Below are 19,561 nucleotides of genomic sequence, written 5' to 3'. Positions count from 1 at the left end.
CCAGCCGGGTACTCGTCACCCAAGCTTGACACCATAGGGATGGCTGCGTCTATGTAACTGTTGTTAAAAGCTAATTCGGTGTAACTTTAGAATTACGTCCCTTGTAGCAACTCTCTGGCGTTGGCGAGGGTATTACTGGTTATTGTGTCCCCACCCAGCAGTCTTGCCAGTTCTTGTACCCTTTGTTCCTTATCCAATGGTTGCATGTATGTCTCTGTTTGGCCGCCCTTGGTGGTTTTATTGACAAACATATGCTGGTGGCCATTCCCTGCCACCTGTGGCAGGTGCGTTACGCAGAAGACCTGTGTGGCTTCTCCCAACGAGCGCAACATGCGGCCGACCACGGCGGCAGTAGGTCCGGATATTCCGACGTCCACCTCATCAAATATCAGGGTTGGCGTAGCTACTTTTTTGGCGGTAATCACCTGAATACCCAGACCGATACGGCTAAGCTCGCCACCCGAGGCCACCTTAGCCAGTGGAGACAGAGGTTGACCCGGATTGGTAGTCACCAGAAACTCTACACTGTCACTGCCGCTTGGGCTCAATAGCTTGTCGTTGAAACTAACCTCAATGGTGAACTTGCCCTTGGGCATGTTCAGTTCCTGGATGGAAGCAGTGACCAGCTTATCCAACTCTTTGGCATAGCGGCTTCTGCTCTGACTCAGCTTTTGGGCATGGTTAATATAGGCTTCCCGGCTGGTGCTGACCTGTTGCTTGAGCTCATCAAGTTGGGCTTCATCTGAATCCAGGCCCGCAAGCTCCTGCGCCAGTTCCTTATGATGTTCAGCCAGCTTGTCAGCGGACACATGGTGTTTACGTGCCAGAGTCATGGCCTTGGATAAACGCTCTTCCAGCGCGGCAAAGTGCTCGGGATCCAGCTCCAGGTTGGAGAGGTAGCGGCCAAGTTCGCTGCTGCTTTCCTGCACCTGAATAAGAGCATCATTTAGCATATTGCCAATAGGCGCAAGACTCGGGTCGAGGGATTCGAGTGCAGTCGCCAGCGATAAAGCCCGGTTCAGCAGTGACTCAATATTACCCTCATCAGACTCGCTCAGAAGCGATAAGGTGTGCTGACAGTCTTCAATCAGAGCGGTGCCATTGGCCAGGCGTTTATGTTCGGTTTCAATTTGTTCAAACTCGCCCTCTGCCAGCGCAAACTCGTCGAGTTCTTCCACCTGATATTGCAGCAGCTGTTTGCGGGCAATGCGTTCCTGCTGACTTTGTTCGAGTTGTTTGAGCTCAGCCTCAACCTGACGACAACGTTGATATGCGCTGGCAACCGATTCCTGCAACATGCGATGGTTGGCGTAACTGTCAAGCAGCTGCAGCTGGTGTTCATTTTTTAACAGTGCATGATGTGCATGCTGGCCGTGGATGCCTACCAAATGCTGGCCCATTGCTTTCAATTGCGACAGGGGAACGGGATTGCCATTGATATAAGCGCGGGAGCGGCCATCGGCGGTAATGGTACGACGCAGAATGCACTCATCATCGAGCTCAAGATCGTTATCTTCTAACCAGCGGCGCGCCAGTGGCACATCACTCAGGGAAAAGCGGGCACTGATTTCAGTCTTGGATGCCCCCGGGCGGATTGCCGATGCATCGGCTCTGTTTCCCAGGCACAGACCAAGGGCGTCGATGGCAATGGACTTACCAGCCCCCGTCTCGCCGGTGATACTGGTCATTCCGGGGCGGAAGTCCAGTTCGAGAAATCTGACGATGGCAAAATTATTAATGCTCAGCTGACAAAGCATAATGGCAATCCTGTTTGAAATGTCACCAAACTACTGTATTGATAACCAGTATATACTGATTTTTTGTACAGTAAATCCTTGTAACGGTCATGTTGGAAATAATTTTTATCGTGCTGATTAAACTATTAACTTTAGCCAGATTGCCAGTGCGGGCAGGCTCAGTAAGGTTAATACGGTACTTGTGACTATGCCTCGGGCAGTTTGTTTCTCAAGGGTTTGGTGGCGGTAAGCCAGCAAATATACACTCGCCGCTGTGGGCATGGCAGCAAGCAGTACCCCCATGGCGAGCAGCTCAGTAGATACGCCGAGTATAGTAAGCAGGGCAAGTGCTAGCAGCGGCTGGATTGCCAGCTTTGCCAGATTGATAGGCCAGAACGGTAGAACCCTTTCGGCCAGTGGTGGTTCTTTAAGGGAGCGGGCGAGGGCTATGCCGATTGCAAACAACGCGCATGGGCTTGAGCTTTGGCCTATGACACGAATCGTGGTTTCAACGGCTTCTGGCAGCTGAAGCGCAAGATACGATGCCCACACCCCCAGGGCACTGCCGAGCACTATGGGGTTTTTCCCTACCACCTTTGCTATCAACCACAGACGCTGAATGGGCGGCAGTGATTCGTGAACCAGCTTTAACTGCACCACACTAACGGCAAACATCAGTACCGATAAAAGGCTTGCCACGGCGGCGGCCATCATGGCGGTGTTACTGCCGGGATAGAGCGCCATCAATACCGGGATCCCGATAAAGGCGGTGTTGCCAAAGGTGGCTGCCAGCGCACGAATGGCCGCTGAACCGGCTTTCCCTTCGCTGCTGCAATAGACCCGGTAAACCGTGAAGTAGGTGATTACCATCGCCCCCAGATAGCCAAAGACAAACCCTGGATTGATGATGTCGTTAAACGGCGTCGCTGCCAGGCTGATAAACAAAATGGCCGGGAATGCCAGAAAGTAAACGTACTGATTCAGTGCCCCTTCGACAGGCCGTGGCAGGATGCGATTGCACAGGGCACCGGTCGCCATAATGGCAATCACGGCGAGGAGCGGCAAAAGCAGTTGTGGCATAAAGGCCTCTGGGGGTCACAATTTCGGTATTTGGGATACAGGCGAAGCCAGCAAGTTAGCATATGATTTAGCTGTCCGGCCATTGGCAGTTGGTCGCAGTAATTCAGGAGCAGCCTTAATGAGAGAGCATCCCGGCAGCGAACTTGAGCTGATTTACCTGTTTGTTCAGTTAGTGGACGCCGGCAGTTTGTCGGCGCTGGCGATGCGGCTGGACATGCCGGTGGCGACTGTCAGCCGTAAATTGTCGAGATTGGAACAAAGCCGGGGTCGCCAGCTTTTGATGCGCAGCACCCGTAAAATCCGTCTTACCGAAGAAGGCATGGCTCTGTACGAGCGCTACCGGGCGTTGGTTCTTACCGTTGACACGCTTTATGGGGGTGGTGAGGAATTGTTGGAAGGTACTTTGAGAGTGGCGGCACCCATCTCCATTGTATCCATGATATTTATGAAGGCCATCAATGAATTTCGTCGCACTTATCCGGGGATTCGCCTGCACATTACTCAGAAAAATGAGGTAGTCGACCTGATTGACAAGGGCATTGATATTGCCATTGTCGGTGGCATTCAGCCTGATTCGTCCTGGGTGGCAGTACCTTTGGGGACTCTGGACTATCGAATGGTGGCAGCTCCCGGGTATTTGGCGGCGCATGGAATGCCAGAACATCCCAGTGCGTTGGCGAGCCATGACGTCATTAAGGTATGGCCGCTGTATAACTGGTCGCTGCGGCACCCACAAGGAGAGGCGTTTTATTATGACGGCCCCGCCAGTTTGACGCTGACTGATTTGCAGGGGGCTATCAGTTCCTGCGTTGACGATGGTGGTATTCTTTACGGTCCGGAGCTCTTTTTTAAGCAGGAATTACAATCAGGCACTTTAATGCCCGTGCTCCCGGATTGGATTGGCGAGCGACGCAGAATCTCGATTTTATGTCATCACCGCCAACGGCAGCCAGCCAAGGTGAAAGCTTTTATTGAGTTTATGAAGGCGCGAGCTGACAGGCTGTTTTCAATGCAGGAATGAATTTCGTGCCGCTATTGCAGATTGCCGGATTGACCAGTAGTCCAGTGAGTACTAGGGGGCGAAAGCTTTTTTTGCCGTGACATTTAAGCTTTTGAGTGAAAACGGCCTTAATACCTTTTAGGCGGTAACCTGGCTTAACGCAGTGAACGCAAACTTCCGCTAAAGGCTGGTCAGCGGCACAGTTGAGAAGGAGCCTGGCGCTGTTTGTTATCAAAGGAGGGTATCCCGCAGAAGGTCTCCCGATGATAGTCAGTTGCCAGGCCTCAGTGCGCTATCTTCAGTTTACTTCGGAATCAGGAGGCTTCCTGAGCACTGATGCCGATGTTTGATACACCGCTGCTGACAATTTCCTTTCTCAGAGCCTTGATAAAGTCTGCTGACATGTCCGGATTATCTTCAACCAGCTCCAGTAACGAGGCCTGCAACTCTCTTTCGGCATTCATTGCTTCGTGGCTGAATACGAAGTCGTCCAGGGCGTCCCCATCCAGTTCCACATCGCTGATGGCCTCAATATAGTTGGCTACGGTTGCTGAAGACAATTTACTGATATTGGTAATGTCGTCCTCAATTTTGCTCTGTATACCGCTAAGCAGGCTTACCAGTGCCACTACGGCATCCATGGCGGGGTACACACCGTAGACATCGAAGTTTTCCGGCTCTGGAATCACGTCCTCCAACCGGTCAAGGTGCAACTCAAGATTCAACTTAAGTTTTTTGTCGTACATCGATTGCCACAGCAGATTCAGTACGGTGTCCAGCACCCTGGGGTCACCAAATTCACACACTTCAGAGAACAGTTGGTAATTGGGATACATTCGCTGGCACAGGGCTACGGCGAATAACTGTTTTTGAGGTAAAGATAAGGCTTTAAGGCGCTTGAAAAATCCGGGTTTAGAGCTCATTGGGAACTTCCGCTGACATCTGGGAAATAACTTGGGTTGCTGCCGATTCTACCTTAGTCAGCTCGTCAAGTAACTCAAGGATTTCGGGTTCGACATCTGCCACCATGGTACCACGTTTCAGTGCGGACTCGATTTGCTGACAGAGTTTCTGGGTGGTGGGCACGCCACAGTAGCAACTGGCACCGTGAAGCTTGTGGACAGTGTGCAGCATGGCCTCGTTATCGGTTCGGCTCATGGCAAGCTCAATATCGTTTACTGTGCCCGGCAGTGAGTCCAGCATCATCTTGAGCATATCTATGGCCAAGTCTTCTTTCTGATTGGCTTGGCTCAGGCACAGCTCCCAGTTCAGGGTGTTGTTGTCAAAATGGGTAAAGGTGGGGCGGGTAAGCCAGCGGGCAATAACACCTTTCAGCGCAGCTTCATCGATGGGCTTGGGCAAATAGCCGTCCATGCCGCTGGATTGAATGCGTTCGCGCTCTTCATTTATTGCGTGGGCTGTCACTGCAATTATCGGCGTATTGCGATTCAGCGAGTCCTGACGGATAAGCTTGGTCGCGGTAATACCATCGGTGCCGGGCATCTGGATATCCATAAAAATGAGGTCAAAAGCCCGGCTTTTTGCCAGCGCAACAGCCTGATCGCCGCTGCTCACTGCCACTACATTGGCTACCAACTCTTTAAGCAAAGTATCGATAAGTTTCAGGTTGGCCAGATTGTCATCCACCGCCAATACGTTCAAAGGGTGCCTTTTGGCGGGGGCTTTCACCGTTTTTTGTATGGCGGGTGTATCTTTTCTCAGCGGTGGGAAAATCAGGTACTGGGCAAGTTTAAGCTCGCTGATTGGTAAGGGCATCACCAAATCAACATAGGATGCCATTTCCTGTGAAAACACCTCGGGATCAAGGCAGTCATTCAGTAACAATAAGGAACCGGTATGATCTTTCACTTGTGTCAGCAATCGCTGAAGCTGTTCATGGGTTTCGCAGCTGTGGCCTGAAAGTAAAATGGCATCATAACGGTTACCTTTCAGATGGTAATCCAATTCAGCCTCGCTGGTGGCTTCAGTGACCAGCATCTGCCAATTTTTAAGCGTACGGGCAATGGACTGTCTGGACAGTTTACGTGGTTCGAACAGTAATACGGTATGGCCGATAAGCTTATCCATCGGCAGGGTTTCATGCGCCGGGAAGGGGCTCAGTTGCAGCGGTACGGTAAACCAGAAACTGGAACCCTTGCCTGCTTCTGAATGAAATCCAATCCGGCCGCCCATCATTTGCACCACCAGACGCTTGGTGATCACCAGTCCCAGACCCGTGCCACCGTAACGACGGGAAATGGATGAGTCGGCCTGACCGAATGCCTGGAATAACAACTCCTGCTGCTCCGCTTCAATCCCTATTCCTGTGTCATTGACTTCGAAGCGCAGCACAATGTTGTTTTCTTCGTTGGATATCAAAGTAATCCGGACATGGACGCTGCCTTCTTCGGTAAATTTGATGGCATTGCCGATAAGATTAGTGGTGATTTGCGATAAGCGCATTACGTCACCCACCAGATTCTCAGGCACAGCCGAGTCGACATCCACCACAAACTCCAGTCCCTTGGCATGGGCACTGCCTGCCAGCAGGTTAATGGTGTCTTCCAGTGATGAGCGAAGGCCAAATGGCATGCTCTCCAACACCATCTTATTGGCTTCAAGCTTTGAAAAGTCGAGGATGTCGTTGATGATCTGCAACAGACTGGTGGCACTGCGCTCGATGGTTTTGATGTATTCCATTTGGCTGGAGTGCAATGGGGTTTTCAGCAATTGGCGGGCGAAACCGATAACGCCATTGAGCGGTGTTCTGAGCTCGTGGGACATGTTGGCCAAAAACTCGGACTTGATCCTGCTGGCTTCCTGGGCATCTTTTTTGGCCCTGTCCAGCGCAATGTTCTGGATTTCAATCTGTTCGAGGGTTTCTCTGAGGTCTGAAGTAGCCTGATCGATATTCTGCTGCATTTCATCATGGTATTCAGACAACGATGAGGCCATTGCATTGATACCGCGGTTCAGCAAATCCAGTTCACCGATGAGGTTGCCTTCCAGACGGGCATCGAGTTTGCCTTCGCGGATCTTTCCTACCAGCTTCACCATATCAGTGATGGGCTGAGTCACATTTTTCACCAGACGAAAGGTAAACAGCAAATTCAATTGCACACCTATCAGCACAATAATAAACGCCGCTACAGCGGCTCTGTGTTGCTCCAGCAGTGCTTTTTCCTTGTTCAGCATCAAAGACACATAACCAAGCAAGGTGGCATTTGAATTATCTGGCATCACCACCGCATCACTGTAGCGACTGGTTCCATTGTCTCTGCTATCGGTAGAGTGAGGACGATTGCTGATGGAGAAAATAGGAGTGCGAACAACCAGGGTATCACCCTCATGTTCAAATTGAGTTTCTCTGAGGCTGTCCAGCGCCTCTTTATAACGCATTACCTCAAAATCCTTATGGTAGTGCGAGGTAACAAACAACTGATTATCGACATCAAAAATGGCAATGGATTTAACCAATGTGGATTTGTTCAGCTGGGCTCTGGCCAGTAGTACTTTGGTTATCTCTCTGTTGTTGCTTGACAGACTTTGTTCGGCGGAAATGGCAAGGGGTTCTATGATATTGCTGCCCATCTCTTTGAGCGTGTCTTCGAGATCATAGAAGCGGTTTATGGTAAAGTAACTGCCCAAAAGAATACCAACGAGAATAGTGGGCGCCAGCGCGAGCACCAATACCCAGGACCGCAGACTGTATTTTGTCATATTGTGCGCGGTGTTCATGTGCTGGGTTATCCCTGTTTTCCTTTGAGTTTGAATGTTCTAAGACTGCCAGAAAGCCGGCTGTCTTAACAGATTTTTCTTGTGTGAGACCACAATGGCACAGTTTTTTAAAGCAAAGCCCAATAAAGCAAAAAAGCTGTCTGCAAAGATAGTACTTGACGTAAACCGCCTTGATCATCTGGGCGCTGGCATTGCCGAAGCCCAGGGCAAGATAATATTTGTCCCGGGGGCATTACCGGGTGAGCGGGTTGAGGTGCAGCTGGCAGAGCAAAAGAAAAATTATGCCCATGCCAAATTGCTGAGGGTACTGACCCCAAGCGAATATCGCCAATCCCCCGTTTGTCCTTGGTATGGCCGTTGCGGTGGATGCGATCTGCAGCATTTGTCGCTGGCATCGCAGCGGGAATATAAAAGCCTGGCTCTGACCGATATGGTGAGTCGGGGCGTGGGAGAGCCTGTGGAGATCAACGCTCAGCCCATTACTGGCGGCGAATGGCATTATCGTCGCCGTGCCCGTCTTGCCACCTTGTTCAGTAAAGACAGCCAGCAGTTGTCATTGGGTTTTCGCGAAGAAGCCAGTAAAACCGTGGTCGGGATTAAGCACTGCGCCGTGCTGGCAAAACCGCTTTCTGATTTGATTACTCCTTTTTCAGAATTGCTCAATCGCATGAAGGGCAAGCAGCGGTTGGGACACCTGGAGCTGCTGCAAACTGAGCGTGGGATTTTTGCGGTGCTTAGGATCACGGCTGCATTGGCTTCGAGCGATAGAAAATTGCTGCAGGGTTTTGCCGATGACAGGCAGATAGCGCTGTTGCTGCAAGGGAATGAGGGCGAGCTTGAATTTCTGTCTGAGGGCAGTGCCTTGCCCGCGTATTTGCTTAGCGATGAGATTCAACTTGAGTTTGCCCCGGGCAACTTTATTCAGGTGAATGGCGAGGTGAATCAGGCCATGGTGGAGCAGGCCATTGAATGGCTTGATATTCAGCCCGGTGAGCGGGTGCTGGATCTTTTTTGTGGCGTTGGTAATTTCAGCTTGCCGCTGGCACAGCGCGGCGCCGAGGTCATTGGCGTAGAAGGCGTGCCAGAGATGGTATCGCGGGCCCGCAGCAATGCCGCCAAAAATGGTCTTGAAAATGTGGCTTTTTACTGTGCTGACCTCAGCGCTGATCTGGCCGCCGAGCCCTGGCTTGGCAAAATTGATAAATTACTGCTGGATCCCGCCCGCGCCGGCGCTTATGAAAGCTTGAAGTGGCTGAAAAAAATGAAGCCCTCCAAAGTGCTGTATGTATCCTGCAATCCCGCCAGTCTTGGCCGGGATTCGGCGTTGATCAAAGATGCTGGCTATAAACTCAGCCGGATGGGACTGATAGACATGTTCCCGCAAACTCACCACAGTGAAGCTATGGCGTTGTTTGAGTTGGTCGAATAAGCATGGAAATTGCGCTCTGAAGCAAAATTAATGTGCAATTGATTTGCTATGGTTTGACAAGTCCGAATCAATCCTGAAGATAAGGGCTTTAGCATTTTTACCCAGTTGCGAGAGCAACAGTAAAGAGGGATCCTTAAACCTATGGTGTCAGTCCGCGAAGCACACTTCAACGATGTCGATTTCAACCTTGAAGAATGGGTTGCCCGCTATGTGGAAGAACCGCAGGACGCAGAGGTTCTGCTCGAGCTGCTGCGTAGCGTTGAGGCCATGCCGGTCAAGGACGTAAAAAGCCATCAGGCACTGATGTCTAGGGCGCGGGAGATGATTGAAATCCTGGCGCCGCTGAATATGGATATTGAAACCCTGCAGGCCGCAGTGCTGTTTTCGGTACAGGAAGCTGGGCTGTTGCCACAGGAAAAACTCATCGAAAAATTCGGTGACAAGCTGGGCAATCTCGTTGCCAGCGTGGTGACCATGAACGCCATCGGCAGTTTGAATCTCAGTGAGCAGTCCCGCTCTGGTGAAGTGCAAATCGACAATATCCGCAAAATGTTGCTGGCCATGGTGGAGGATGTACGCGCCGTGGTGATAAAGCTGGCTGAGCGGGTATGTCTGCTTCGAGCAGTAAAAAATGCCGATGAAGAAACCCGGGTGCTGTTGGCGCGGGAAATCGCCGATATTTATGCGCCGCTGGCTAACCGTTTGGGTATTGGTCAGCTCAAGTGGGAACTGGAAGATATCTCCTTCCGTTACCTGCACCCCGAAACTTACAAAGAAATAGCCAAACAACTCGACGGTAAGCGCATCGATCGCGAGACCTACATTGAGCAATTTGTCAGTGATTTGCAGGCCAGGCTGGATCATGACCAAATCCGTGCCAAAGTATACGGCCGTCCCAAGCATATCTACTCAATCTGGCGCAAGATGAAGGGCAAGCACTTGAAGTTCGATGAACTTTTTGATGTGCGTGCCGTTCGGATAGTGACCGACCGCCTGCAGGATTGCTATGGCGCGCTCGGCGTAGTGCACACCCTGTACCATCATATCCCACGGGAGTTTGACGACTATGTTGCCAACCCCAAGCCCAATGGCTATCAGTCCATCCATACAGTGGTGGTTGGGCCTGAAGGGAAAACCGTCGAAATTCAAATTCGTACCGAAGAAATGCACCAGGACGCCGAGCTTGGCGTTGCGGCCCACTGGAAGTACAAAGAGGGGCACGCAGGTAAGCAAAGCGGCTATGAAGAGAAAATTAACTGGCTGCGTAAAATTTTGCAGTGGCAGGAAGATGTGGTCGAAAGTGGCAACCTGGTGGAAGAGATTCGCAGCCAGGTGTTTGAAGACCGTGTTTACGTGTTCACGCCATCCGGCGAAGTGGTTGACCTGCCAGCAGGCAGTACCGTGCTCGATTTTGCCTATTACATTCACTCGCAGGTGGGTCACAAATGTATTGGCGCCAAGGTGGATGGCCGCATCGTGCCCTTCACTTATCAGGTGGAAACCGGTGAGCGGATTGAAATCATCACCTCCAAGCACCCCAATCCCAAGCGCGACTGGCTTAATCCCAATCTGGGGTACATCAGGACTTCACGGGCCCGCAGCAAAATCCAGCACTGGTTCAAGCAGCAGGACAGGGACAAAAACCTCGTTGCCGGTCGTGAAATGCTGGAGGCAGAACTTAGCCGGGTAGGCCTGACATTAAAGGATGCCTCCAGCGCCATTGAGCGCTTTAACATGACCAATATGGACGACCTGCTGGCCGCCATTGGTGGTGGAGATGTTCGTCTCAATCAGGTGGTAAACCATATCCAGAGCCGTTTGCGGGTTCATGAGATTTCTGATGAAGCTGCGGTGGAAGATCTGGTTAAGAAAGGTCAGCAAAAGCCGATTGCCAAGACCCGCGATCAGATTGAAGTAAACGGCGTGGGTAACCTTTTAAGCCATATTGCCCAGTGCTGCCGCCCTGTGCCCGGCGATGAGATTTTCGGTTTTATCACCAAGGGCCGGGGTATTTCGGTACATCGAGCCGATTGTGAACAGGTTAAAGAGTTGATGCGTGCTCATCCAGAGCGGGTGGTGGATGTGGTCTGGGGCGAAAACTACTCCGGCGGTTACAAAATCCGCCTGCGGGTGCTGGCCCATGACAGAACCGGCTTGCTGCGGGATTTAACCTCAGTGCTGGCGGCGGAAAAATCCAACGTACTGGCCATGAGCAGCTCGTCGGATGTAAAAAACCAGACAGCGGCCATTGAGTTGGAGCTTGAGCTTTATAACGTGGATGGTCTCTCAAGAGTGCTGTCCAAGCTCGGTCAGGTGGATGGTGTAATAGAGGCCAGACGCCTCTAACCCAGGCGACTCAGAGGCTGCTATGCAGCCTCTGTTTTTTTGTCCTGGTTATCAGTAAGAAACAGTGAAAGGAACCTAAATGGCTGCAGAAATCAGTGCACATGAAAAACCAAACGCCGATATCAATCCGCTGCTGGCGATTATGGCACGGCTCAGAGACCCGGAGCACGGTTGCCCATGGGATAAGGCGCAGCGTTTCGAGACCATAGTGCCCTTTACCCTGGAAGAAGCCTATGAAGTGGCCGACACTATAGAGCGGATGGATCTTGATGAGCTGCCCGATGAACTGGGTGACCTTTTGTTTCAGGTGGTGTTCTATTGTCAGCTTGGCAAAGAGCAGGGGCTGTTTGACTTCGACGAGGTGGTAAAGCGTATCTGTGCCAAGCTCACTTCCCGCCATCCGCACGTGTTTGGCGATATTGAAGTCAGCTCCAGTACCGAAGTCAAAGATAACTGGGAAGCCATCAAAGCCGCTGAGCGTAAAGCCAAAGAAAAACACTCGGTGCTCGACGATGTGCCGGTTGGCCTGCCGGCTTTAAGCCGCGCAGCCAAAATCCAGAAGCGGGTTGCCCGGGTGGGTTTTGACTGGGGCGAGCTGCCGCCGGTGGTCGCTAAGGTGGAAGAGGAAATTGCCGAAGTGCTGGCCGAAGTGCAGGTAGATAACCCAGACCCGGAGCGGGTTGCCAGCGAGATGGGCGACCTTTTTTTTGCGGTGGTGAACATGGCGCGCCACTTAGGCGTGGAGCCTGAGCAGGCACTGCGCCGGGCCAATCAAAAGTTTGAACGCCGTTTTCGCGGCGTGGAGGCGCTGGCATCCCAGAGTGGCAGACAATTGACTGATTATTCTCTGGCTGAGCTCGATGGCTTCTGGGATCAGGTAAAAGACCAGGAAAAATCTCCCGGTTGAGGTTTGTCGAAAGCACAGGGCTTTGATATACTGTCGCCCCGTCCTGGTGCTTTCTTACAAGCACATATTTTCACACTCATATTTTCTCAGGTTCAGCATGACGACAAGGTATATCTTCGTGACTGGCGGCGTGGTTTCGTCGCTGGGCAAAGGCATTGCAGCAGCATCATTGGCAGCCATTCTTGAGGCTCGGGGCCTCAACGTGACCATAATGAAGCTGGATCCTTACATCAACGTTGACCCAGGTACCATGAGCCCGACACAACACGGTGAAGTGTTTGTGACTGAGGACGGCGCAGAGACGGATCTGGACCTGGGTCACTACGAGCGTTTCATCCGTACCAAGATGAACCGTCGTAACAACTTCACCACAGGTCGCATTTACGAAGAGGTTCTGCGTAAAGAACGTCGTGGCGACTATCTGGGTGCAACCATTCAGGTTATTCCACACATCACCAACGCCATCAAGGCCAAGGTGCTGGAAGGCGGCGAAGGTCACGATGTGGCTATCGTGGAAATCGGTGGTACTGTGGGGGATATCGAATCCCTGCCGTTCCTCGAGTCTATCCGTCAGCTGGGGGTTGAACTGGGCCGTGACCGCTCCATGTTCATGCACCTGACTCTGGTGCCATTCCTCGGTGCTGCCGGCGAAGTGAAAACCAAGCCGACTCAGCACTCAGTAAAAGAACTGCGTTCTATTGGTATTGCGCCGGATATTCTGGTTTGCCGCGGTGACCGCGCTATTCCTGCCAACGAGCGTGCCAAGATTTCCCTGTTCTGTAACGTGGAAGAGCGCGCCGTTATCTCTTTGAAAGACGTTGACTCCATCTACAAGATCCCAGCACTCCTGACCTCTCAGGGACTGGATGACCTGGTTTGCAAGCGATTCCACCTGGATTGCAAAGAAGCCGACCTGTCTGAGTGGGAAAACGTGATTTATCAGGAAGCCAACCCTAACGGTGAAATCACCATTGGTATGGTGGGCAAGTATATCGAGCTGCCGGACGCTTATAAGTCTGTCAACGAGGCGCTCAAGCACGCGGGTCTGAAAAACCGCGTTACCGTGAACATCAAGTACGTTGATTCTCAAAGCGTAGAAGCCAAAGGCGATGAAGCACTGGCAGGCCTGGATGGCATTCTGGTTCCCGGTGGCTTTGGTGAGCGCGGCGTGGAAGGTAAAATCCTGGCTGCCAAGTATGCCCGTGAAAACGACCTGCCTTACTTCGGTATTTGTCTGGGTATGCAGGTGGCGCTTATTGAGTTCGCCCGTAACGTTGCTGGGTTGGAAAATGCGCATTCAACCGAGTTTGACAAGCAAACTCCGCACCCGGTTGTGGGTCTGATCACAGAATGGATTGACGAAGAAGGTAATATTGAGCAGCGTGACGAAGCGTCTGATTTGGGCGGCACCATGCGCCTTGGCGCGCAGTTGTGTCACCTCAAGGCGGGTACCAAGGCTGCTTTGGCTTATGGTTCCGAAAGCTGCATCGAGCGTCACCGTCACCGTTACGAGGTGAATAACCACTATGTGAAGCAGTTGGAAAAAGCCGGTCTGGTATTCAGCGGCCTGTCTTCTGACCGCAAGCTGGTGGAAATGATTGAACTGCCAAACCACCCATGGTTTGTGGCTGGCCAGTTCCATCCGGAATTTACTTCTACACCCCGTGATGGGCATCCGCTGTTCGAAGGTTTTGTGGCCGCAGCCCGTGCGCACCAGAAGCGCAGCCTGAGCTAATGCCTGAAGGCCGGTACCGCGATGGCAGTACCGGCTTTTTACTCTCGAAGTGGTGTTAACAAGTATTCAAACGTGAGCTCAGAGCCGCGAGATAAACAAACAGAAAAAATCAGATACCCATATCAGGGTGCATTCAGAATGGACTTCAGGGAACGTATAGCGCTGCTATGGGTATGGGTTTTTTCTTTTCAACTTAACTTTTAATTCAAGACTAAATCGAGGACATTATGGCTAAGATTATCAAAGTGATCGGTCGCGAGATCATGGATTCACGCGGCAACCCAACCGTGGAAGCCGAAGTACACCTGGAAGGTGGCTTTGTTGGTATGGCAGCAGCACCATCAGGCGCCTCTACCGGTAGCCGCGAAGCACTTGAACTGCGTGATGGCGACAAAGCCCGTTACCTGGGTAAAGGTGTTCTGAAAGCCGTTGACAACGTTAATGGTCCAATTCGTGAAGCCCTGCTGGGTAAAGATGCCACCGCTCAGGCTGAGCTTGACGGCATCATGATTGCCCTGGACGGTACCGAGAACAAAGACAAGCTGGGCGCCAACGCCATTCTGGCTGTGTCTCTGGCCGCTGCTAAAGCCGCTGCCGCTGCGAAAGGCATCCCACTGTACGCCCACATCGCAGAGCTGAATGGTACCCCAGGTCAGTACAGCATGCCTGTACCTATGATGAACATCCTTAACGGTGGTGAGCACGCTGACAACAACGTGGACATCCAGGAGTTCATGGTGCAGCCAGTGAGCGCCAAGAGCTTCCGCGAAGCCCTGCGTATGGGCGCCGAAATCTTCCACAACCTGAAGAAAGTGCTGAAGGCCAAGGGTCTGAACACTGCCGTGGGTGATGAAGGTGGTTTCGCGCCAAACCTGGCCTCCAACGCCGACGCTCTGGCTGTTATTAAAGAAGCTGTTGAAGCTGCCGGTTATAAGCTGGGCACCGACGTGACTCTGGCTCTGGACTGTGCCGCTTCAGAATTCTACAAAGATGGTCAGTATGACCTGTCTGGCGAAGGCAAGGTATTCAGCTCAAACGGTTTCTCTGACTTCCTCAAGTCACTGACCGAGCAGTACCCAATCGTGTCTATCGAAGACGGTCTGGACGAGTCTGATTGGGACGGTTGGGCATACCAGACCCAAATTCTCGGTGACAAGGTACAGTTGGTGGGTGACGATCTGTTCGTAACCAACACCAAAATCCTGAGCCGCGGTATCGAGCAGGGCATTGCCAACTCAATTCTCATCAAGTTCAACCAGATTGGTTCTCTGACCGAAACGCTGGCTGCTATCCGTATGGCCAAAGAAGCCGGTTACACCGCGGTTATCTCTCACCGCTCCGGTGAAACCGAAGATGCGACCATTGCCGATCTGGCTGTGGGTACTGCGGCTGGCCAAATCAAGACTGGTTCTCTGTGCCGTTCTGACCGTGTTGCCAAATACAACCAGCTGCTGCGTATCGAAGAGCAACTGGGTGAGAAAGCGCCATACCGCGGTCTGACCGAAATCAACGCCAAGGGCTAATCGCCTGATAAAATTTGATTGAATGCGTAAAAGGCCACCCCCAGGGTGGCCTTTTTTGTTGTAATATCTCCCCAAATTCATTTAATCACTCCAATTCAATGAAGCGATTCATTCTGGTTCTTTTTGCTCTTTTGGGACTGCTCCAATACCGTCTGTGGTTTGGTGATAACAGTTTGACGGAATATTTTTCGTTGAAGGAGAAAATCCAGGTGAGGCAACAGACCAACGCCGAACTTCAGCAACGTAACGATGTGCTGAAGGAGGAGATCCAGGATCTGAAAAGTGGTACCGAAGCGCTGGAAGAGCGTGCCCGCAATGAACTGGGACTTATTGAAACCGGCGAAACCTTTTTCAGGGTAGTGGGTGGTGATAACCGAACCCCCCAGAGGCAGGACAATCCATGACCCAAACTTCCACAGTTATACCTGATTTAGTGGCCATAGTACCTGCTGCCGGGATTGGCCGTCGAATGGGGGCCACTATCCCGAAGCAATATCTGCCACTATTGGGCAAGCCTATCTTGGCTCATACGCTTGATGCACTTTTGTCTCACCCATCCGTCGTCAGAGTCATAGTGGCGTTATCGGCCGATGATATCTGGTTTGACAGCCTTGATGCCGCCCATCACCCCAAGCTTACCCGGGTATTGGGGGGGAAGGAGCGGGCTGACTCGGTACTGGCAGCCTTGAATGTAATAGCTGATGATTCCAAAGCTTTGGCATTGGTGCATGATGCTGCACGCCCCTGTTTAACTCACAGTGATATAGATGCACTGCTTTCAAGCTGCGATAGATTCCCACAGGGGGCGATTCTTGCCATGCCGGTGCGTGACACCATGAAGCGGGCTGCGAAGGATGGCTGTATAGACACCACAGTATGCCGTGATGCCCTGTGGCATGCGTTAACGCCACAGCTGTTTCCCGCAGCAAGCCTGAAACTGAACCTAAAGCAAGCGCTGGAAGCCGGTGTTGCCGTGACCGACGAAGCTTCGGCGATGGAGTGGGCCGGAGTGCACCCCGGGCTCGTCAGTGGCAGAGCAGATAATATCAAGGTCACTCATCCGGACGACTTACAGCTGGCAGGGCTTTTTCTGCAGGCTCAGCAGCAACGTAATTGAGGAATAATTATGAAAATCAGGATTGGCCACGGTTTTGATGTGCACAAGTTTGGTGCGGACCGTCCACTCATTCTATGCGGTATCGAAGTTCCTTATGAGATTGGCTTAATTGCTCATTCCGATGGTGATGTGGTGCTGCATGCCATCAGCGATGCCATCCTTGGGGCGATGGCACTTGGCGATATTGGTAAGCACTTTCCCGATACTGATGTCGCCTATGAAGGTGTGGACAGTCGGGTGCTGCTGCGCCACTGCTTTAAACTTGCCTGTGAGCGCGGCTTTGTCGTTGGCAACCTGGATGTGACCATCATTGCCCAGGCACCGAAAATGTTGCCTCACATAGAGGCCATGCGCGCGGTGCTGGCCGCCGATCTGCAAACTGAGCTTGAGAATATCAACGTAAAAGCGACCACCACTGAGAAGCTTGGCTTCACCGGTCGCAAAGAAGGCATCGCCGTGGAAGCTGTGGTGTTGATGGAGAAAGTAAAATGACTGAGCTGACTTATCTTTACGGCAAGCCGGCAGCTAGCGCCGATATCCGCACCCACAACAGCGACTTTCAGGTAAAGGAAATCCTGCCGTTCCTGCCCGATGGTGAAGGCGAACACCACTTGCTGCATATCCGCAAAGATGGTCTGAATACGGCGCAGGTGGCGGAGATGATTTCCAAATTTGCCAGGGTGCATCCCAAGGAAGTGACTTTTGCCGGCCAAAAAGACAAAAACGCCATTACCGAGCAGTGGTTTGGTGTACGCATTCCAGGTAAGGAAACACCTGACTGGTCAGCCATGAGCAATGAGCAGATGCAGGTGTTGTCCTTTGCCCGCCATGGCAAAAAGCTGCGCACAGGCGCACTTTCAGGCAATCGCTTTACTTTGGTGCTGCGCAATGTTTCCGACCCACAGGCGCTGGTTGCCCGTCTCGGTCAGGTACGTGATGGTGGCGTGCCCAACTATTTTGGCGAGCAGCGCTTTGGCCACGACGGTGGCAACCTTATCAAGGCGCGGCAGATGTTCGAAGGCCGCAAGGTAAAAGACAGGAACAAGCGCAGTCTTTACCTTTCTGCGGTGCGCTCAGAGCTGTTTAATCAGGTGGTCAGCGCCCGTCTACAGACTCATGGTCAGGATCTGTTAGATGGCGACTGCGTGATGCTCTCCGGTAGCCGCAGCTTTTTTGTGGCCGAAACCTGGGATGACACTTTAAAAGGCCGCCTTGCCGAGAATGACATTCAGCTGTCAGCACCTTTATGGGGCCGTGGTGAGCTGCTTGCCAAGGGCGACGCCGCTGAGTTTGAAGCTTCGGTGCTGGCATCTTACGAACTTGAGCGCAACGGCCTTGAAAAAGAAGGCCTGACCCAGGAGCGACGCGCGCTGCTGCTGCGCCCTGAGCAGCTGAGCTTTAAGCTGGACGGTAATACCCTGACTCTGGATTTCTGCCTGCCGGCCGGAGCCTTCGCCACCAGTGTGCTGCGGGAGTTGTGCGAATACACAGATGTGAAAGAGCTGGAGTGGCGCCGTGCTGTCGCTGAGCGTGATGCGAAGGAGGCCGCTGATGCGCCTGCTCGTCAGTAATGATGATGGTGTGCATGCCCCGGGGATCAAGGCTCTGGCCGAGGCCTTAAAGACTATTGCTCATGTGGATGTGGTTGCGCCAGATCGTAACTGCTCTGCGGCAAGTAACTCGCTAACCTTGACTAATCCATTGAGAATTAATAGGTTAGACAACGGTTATATCGCGGTTAATGGTACGCCTTCAGATTGTGTGCATATCGCCATTCGTGAAATTTGTACCGAAGAGCCTGAACTGGTTGTATCTGGGATTAACGCCGGTGCCAACATGGGGGATGACACCTTGTATTCCGGTACTGTGGCGGCGGCTATGGAAGGGCGGTTTCAGGGGCTGCCGGCCATTGCTGTGTCGCTGTCTGCCCGAAATCCTGAGCACTATGATGCGGCGGCGCAAATTGCACTGCGTATTGTTGAAGGCTTGAAGGCGCACCCTTTGCCTGCAGACCAGATCCTAAACGTGAATGTACCTGATTTGCCTCTGGCGCAAATTAAGGGTATCAAGGTGACCCGATTGGGTGCACGTCACCGTGCAGAGGGTGTTGTTCGTACAGCAGATCCTGCCGGAAGAGAGATATTCTGGCTCGGTCCCCCCGGCGAAGAGTTGGATGCCAGTGAGGGCACCGACTTTGGCGCTGTGGCCGAAGGCTATGTGTCCATTACCCCATTAACCGTGGATTTAACTGCTCACAGTCAACTTAACGCACTGGCAAACTGGATAGAAAAGATATGAATCCGAGCGGCACGACGGTGGCCATGAATCTGGCAAAAAAGCTCTACGAAGCGGGGATCCGTGATACCGCCGTATTGCAGGCCATTGCCAATACCCCGCGAGAATTGTTTCTCGACGCGGCATTGGCACACAAGGCCTATGAAAACACCGCCTTGCCTATAGGTCAGGGACAAACCATTTCACAGCCCTACATTGTTGCCCGTATGACCGAGCTGGTGATGCATTCAAGGCCAAAGCGAGTACTGGAAGTGGGCACGGGTTCAGGCTATCAGGCGGCCATTCTGGCGCAGCTGGTGCCAGAGCTGTGCACCATCGAGCGGATAAAGGCGTTGCAAATTCAGGCCAGGCAAAGGCTCAAACGTCTGGATTTGCATAATGTGTCTTTTAAATATGGTGACGGCTGGCAGGGGTGGCCTAACCGAGGCCCCTTTGATGCCATCATGGTTACAGCAGCGGCTGCCACCGTACCCGGAGCATTGCTGGAACAATTGGCTGACGGAGGTTTACTGGTAATCCCAGTGGGGGATGACGCTCAGCAGTTGATGGCGATAACCCGCAAGGGACAGGAATACTGTTCAGAGATTATTGAAGCAGTTAAATTTGTTCCACTGGTTAATGGCGTACTGGCTTGATACAGATTCTGGGAAAGGAG

At 52.3% G+C, this 19,561-nt stretch carries 16 protein-coding genes; 12 read left to right on the top strand and 4 right to left on the bottom strand.

Features of this window, described 5'->3' with window-relative positions:
• Positions 1-92: 92 nt before the first annotated feature.
• Both recN and ABYK60_RS09485 read right to left on the bottom strand, forming a co-directional pair.
• A complete protein-coding gene (gene recN / locus ABYK60_RS09490) occupies positions 93-1,757 on the bottom strand; it encodes a DNA repair protein RecN (RefSeq protein ID WP_372871774.1) in 1,665 nt (554 codons plus the stop codon).
• Positions 1,758-1,874: 117 nt separating this feature from the next.
• Positions 1,875-2,816: an AEC family transporter gene (locus ABYK60_RS09485; protein WP_372871773.1), complete on the bottom strand. Its 942-nt coding sequence runs from the start codon at positions 2,814-2,816 to the stop codon at positions 1,875-1,877.
• A gap of 118 nt (positions 2,817-2,934) precedes the next feature.
• Here ABYK60_RS09485 and ABYK60_RS09480 point away from each other — a divergent pair, with 118 nt between their 5' ends.
• Positions 2,935-3,837 (top strand): LysR family transcriptional regulator, encoded by a 903-nt coding sequence (locus tag ABYK60_RS09480; protein WP_372871771.1) that lies wholly within the window; start codon positions 2,935-2,937, stop codon positions 3,835-3,837.
• Positions 3,838-4,130: 293 nt separating this feature from the next.
• Here the strand turns inward: ABYK60_RS09480 and ABYK60_RS09475 are convergent, their stop codons facing one another.
• Positions 4,131-4,739 (bottom strand): YjaG family protein, encoded by a 609-nt coding sequence (locus ABYK60_RS09475; RefSeq protein WP_372871769.1) that lies wholly within the window; start codon positions 4,737-4,739, stop codon positions 4,131-4,133.
• A complete protein-coding gene (barA, locus tag ABYK60_RS09470; RefSeq protein WP_372871768.1) occupies positions 4,729-7,554 on the bottom strand; it encodes a two-component sensor histidine kinase BarA in 2,826 nt (941 codons plus the stop codon). Before barA ends, ABYK60_RS09475 begins: the two co-directional genes overlap by 11 nt.
• Before the next feature lie 94 nt (positions 7,555-7,648).
• Between barA and rlmD the strand changes: the two genes are divergently transcribed.
• The 11 genes from rlmD (at position 7,649) to ABYK60_RS09415 (ending at position 19,541) form a co-directional block, all read left to right on the top strand.
• On the top strand, positions 7,649-8,983 hold the full coding sequence (rlmD, locus tag ABYK60_RS09465; protein ID WP_372871766.1) for a 23S rRNA (uracil(1939)-C(5))-methyltransferase RlmD: 1,335 nt from the start codon (positions 7,649-7,651) through the stop codon (positions 8,981-8,983).
• A gap of 141 nt (positions 8,984-9,124) precedes the next feature.
• Positions 9,125-11,329 carry a GTP diphosphokinase gene (gene relA / locus ABYK60_RS09460; protein WP_372871765.1) on the top strand — a complete coding sequence of 735 codons (2,205 nt, stop codon included), beginning with the start codon at positions 9,125-9,127 and terminating at the stop codon, positions 11,327-11,329.
• Between the two features lie 79 nt (positions 11,330-11,408).
• Positions 11,409-12,236, top strand: coding sequence for a nucleoside triphosphate pyrophosphohydrolase (gene mazG, locus ABYK60_RS09455; RefSeq protein WP_372871763.1), 828 nt, complete (start codon positions 11,409-11,411; stop codon positions 12,234-12,236).
• A gap of 97 nt (positions 12,237-12,333) precedes the next feature.
• The gene (locus ABYK60_RS09450) at positions 12,334-13,971 is read left to right on the top strand and encodes a CTP synthase (RefSeq protein ID WP_372871762.1); all 1,638 of its coding nucleotides are present in this window, start codon (positions 12,334-12,336) and stop codon (positions 13,969-13,971) included.
• A 227-nt stretch (positions 13,972-14,198) separates the two neighbouring features.
• The gene (gene eno / locus ABYK60_RS09445; RefSeq protein WP_372871760.1) at positions 14,199-15,494 is read left to right on the top strand and encodes a phosphopyruvate hydratase; all 1,296 of its coding nucleotides are present in this window, start codon (positions 14,199-14,201) and stop codon (positions 15,492-15,494) included.
• Positions 15,495-15,592: 98 nt separating this feature from the next.
• Complete coding sequence (ftsB, locus tag ABYK60_RS09440) at positions 15,593-15,898, top strand: cell division protein FtsB (RefSeq protein WP_372871759.1); 306 nt, start codon at positions 15,593-15,595, stop codon at positions 15,896-15,898.
• The gene (ispD, locus tag ABYK60_RS09435) at positions 15,895-16,611 is read left to right on the top strand and encodes a 2-C-methyl-D-erythritol 4-phosphate cytidylyltransferase (protein ID WP_372871758.1); all 717 of its coding nucleotides are present in this window, start codon (positions 15,895-15,897) and stop codon (positions 16,609-16,611) included. The genes ftsB and ispD overlap by 4 nt, the downstream gene beginning before the upstream one ends.
• A 9-nt stretch (positions 16,612-16,620) precedes the next feature.
• Positions 16,621-17,103, top strand: coding sequence for a 2-C-methyl-D-erythritol 2,4-cyclodiphosphate synthase (gene ispF, locus ABYK60_RS09430; protein ID WP_372871756.1), 483 nt, complete (start codon positions 16,621-16,623; stop codon positions 17,101-17,103).
• The gene (truD, locus tag ABYK60_RS09425; RefSeq protein WP_372871755.1) at positions 17,100-18,182 is read left to right on the top strand and encodes a tRNA pseudouridine(13) synthase TruD; all 1,083 of its coding nucleotides are present in this window, start codon (positions 17,100-17,102) and stop codon (positions 18,180-18,182) included. Before ispF ends, truD begins: the two co-directional genes overlap by 4 nt.
• Complete coding sequence (gene surE, locus ABYK60_RS09420; RefSeq protein WP_372871783.1) at positions 18,160-18,909, top strand: 5'/3'-nucleotidase SurE; 750 nt, start codon at positions 18,160-18,162, stop codon at positions 18,907-18,909. Before truD ends, surE begins: the two co-directional genes overlap by 23 nt.
• On the top strand, positions 18,906-19,541 hold the full coding sequence (locus ABYK60_RS09415; RefSeq protein ID WP_372871753.1) for a protein-L-isoaspartate(D-aspartate) O-methyltransferase: 636 nt from the start codon (positions 18,906-18,908) through the stop codon (positions 19,539-19,541). Before surE ends, ABYK60_RS09415 begins: the two co-directional genes overlap by 4 nt.
• The last annotated feature ends 20 nt before the right edge of the window (positions 19,542-19,561 follow it).

This window comes from Shewanella sp., assembly GCF_041630135.1.
GTDB lineage: Bacteria > Pseudomonadota > Gammaproteobacteria > Enterobacterales > Shewanellaceae > Shewanella.
The sequence above is the reverse complement of the archived record's forward strand: the minus strand, read 5'-3'. Positions and strand labels throughout refer to the sequence as shown.